Raw genomic sequence first — 2,255 nt, forward strand, 5'->3', positions numbered from 1 at the left:
TCGGGGGTGACCTGCTCGGGCGGTCGGGGGGTGTAACCATCGGTGGCGGGGAGGTGATTCCCTCGGCCTGGATCCGATGCCCCCGGGGGGTGGACCGGTGGTGCGCGGTCCGGGGGGTGTAACGACGGGGGCCGGGACGTCATTCCCTGGCTTCCCCGGGGGTGGACCGGTGGTGCGCGGTGCGGTGGTGCGCGGTGCGGGGGATGTAACGACGGCCGGCGGCCGGTCATTCCGACCGGGGGCCGCTCACCCTGGGTGGGGCTGCTCCGCGGTCTGCCATGTTCAACGACCCCGGCCCCGGCATGATTCCGCCCTGCGGGTGGCCCCCGACCACGGGACGCCGACCCCCAAATCCGGCACGGAACCCCGACCCCCCAGACCGGGCATAGGACGCCGACCCTCAAACCCCGGCACGGAACCGCGGCCCTTAGACCGGGCATGGGACGCCGGCCCCCAGACCGGGCATGGGACGCCGGCCCTCAGACCGGGCACGGGACGCCGGCCCCAAACCGGGCAGCCGGCGACCCGTGACCATAGCCCGAATCCGAGTGATCCCGGACATTCCGCGTTGCCGGAGGGTTCTCGACGCGAAGGTGAACGCCGTCCGGTCGCGTGGGGTTTCCGGACGCTACCGACTTGATGACGGAAACGACTCACGCCGGAGGCAGCGGCTGCGTTCGGAGGCAGCGCCTGCGGCTTCGGTGTCGATGGGGCGGCTGATTGACCCGGGATGCGGCAGGCTGGCGTATCCCAGGCCGGGGAGGCCACCGACTGCGGCATCCCGAGCGGAGCGACCCCGGTGTCCGAGGGCCGGACGCCCACGAGGCGCGGTGATGAGTCGTGCGCGACATCAGGTCGGTAGTGAGGTAAAGAGCACCGGCCGGGCTCGGCGCCGTCGGGAGGTTGACCCACTCTGGTTGCCGCGATCCGGCCTCTCCTCGGTCGGATGCCCCAGTTCGCGGCATCCGGCCCCGACCAGTGGCGGTGGCCGGCGTCAGTGGGTGTCGGCCGGGGCCGTGGCGGGGCGCTGGGTGGGGAGGGGGCGGGGCGACGGCCAGGGGACGTCGGGGGAGGGGTGGAAGGTGATGCCGGCGGCTGTCCAGCGCGGGGCGTGCCCGGCGAGCCGGGCCCGGAAGTCGGCCCAGTCGTGGGTCGCCCGGGGGGACCAGCCGAGTTCCGCGACGGCGGGCAGGCGCGGGAAGAGCATGAACTCCACCTCGGCGAGCGTGCTGACCGACTCGGTCCAGAGCGGCGCCTCCACGCCCAGCACCGCCTCGACCGGCACGCCGGTGAGGTGCGTACCCGGATCCCAGTCGTAGGCCCGGCGTACGTCGATGAGGCCCGCCCAGTCGTGCCCGATCGGGGTGTCCGGGGCGTACTTCATGTCCAGGTAGACGCGGTTGCCGGGGGAGAGGATCACCCGGGCGCCCCGGCGTACCGCGTCGGCGGTCTCCGGGTCGTCGCCGTTGGTGCCCCACCATTGCAGGACCCGCCCGTCGAGGTGCGCCGCCGGGGCGAGCTGGTGCCAGCCGACCACGGTCTTGCCGGTGGCTGCGACGATCCGCTGCGCCCGCTCGACGAAGCCGGTGTACGCCTCGCCCTTGACCTTGAAGGCCTCGTCGCCGCCGAGGTGCAGCCACGGGCCGGGGGTCAGCGCGGCCACCTCGCCTACCACGTCGGCGACGAAGTCGTACGTCCGCTCGTCGGTCGGGTCGACGTAGCTGAAGCCCACCTCGGTGCCGGTGTACGGCGGCGGCGGGATCTTGCCGGGCGCGAGTTCCGGGTACGCGACCAGGGCCGCGTTGGTGTGCCCGGGCAGGTCGATCTCCGGCACCACGGTCACGTGCCGGCGGGCCGCGTACTCGACGATCCGCTGGTAGTCGGCCTTGCGGTACCACCCGCCGGGCCCGCCGCCGACCTCGGTGGCGCCGCCCACCTCGGTCAGTCGGGGCCAGGAGTCGACGGCGATCCGCCAGCCCTGGTCGTCGGTGAGGTGCAGGTGCAGGTGGTTGAGTTTGTAGCGGGCCAGGTGGTCGACGACCCGCAGCACGTCGTCGACGGCGAAGAAGTGCCGGGCCACATCGAGCATCGCGCCCCGGTAGGGAAAGCGCGGCCGGTCGACGATGGTGCCGCCGGGCACTGCCCACCGCTCGGCGACCGGGGTGGGGCTGTCGATGGCGGCGGGCAGCAGCTGCCGCAGCGTCTGCGCGCCGTGGAACAACCCGGCCGCGGTGGCGGCGGTGATCCGTACGCCG

General features: G+C 73.6%; 1 pseudogene. It reads right to left on the reverse strand.

The window, feature by feature from the left end:
- Positions 1 to 1,002 precede the first annotated feature (1,002 nt).
- Positions 1,003 to 2,255 (reverse strand): annotated as a pseudogene (locus tag LQ51_RS11305) (family 20 glycosylhydrolase); the annotation flags it as partial.

The organism is Micromonospora sp. HK10, from assembly GCF_000982955.1.
Classification (GTDB): Bacteria; Actinomycetota; Actinomycetes; order Mycobacteriales; family Micromonosporaceae; genus Micromonospora.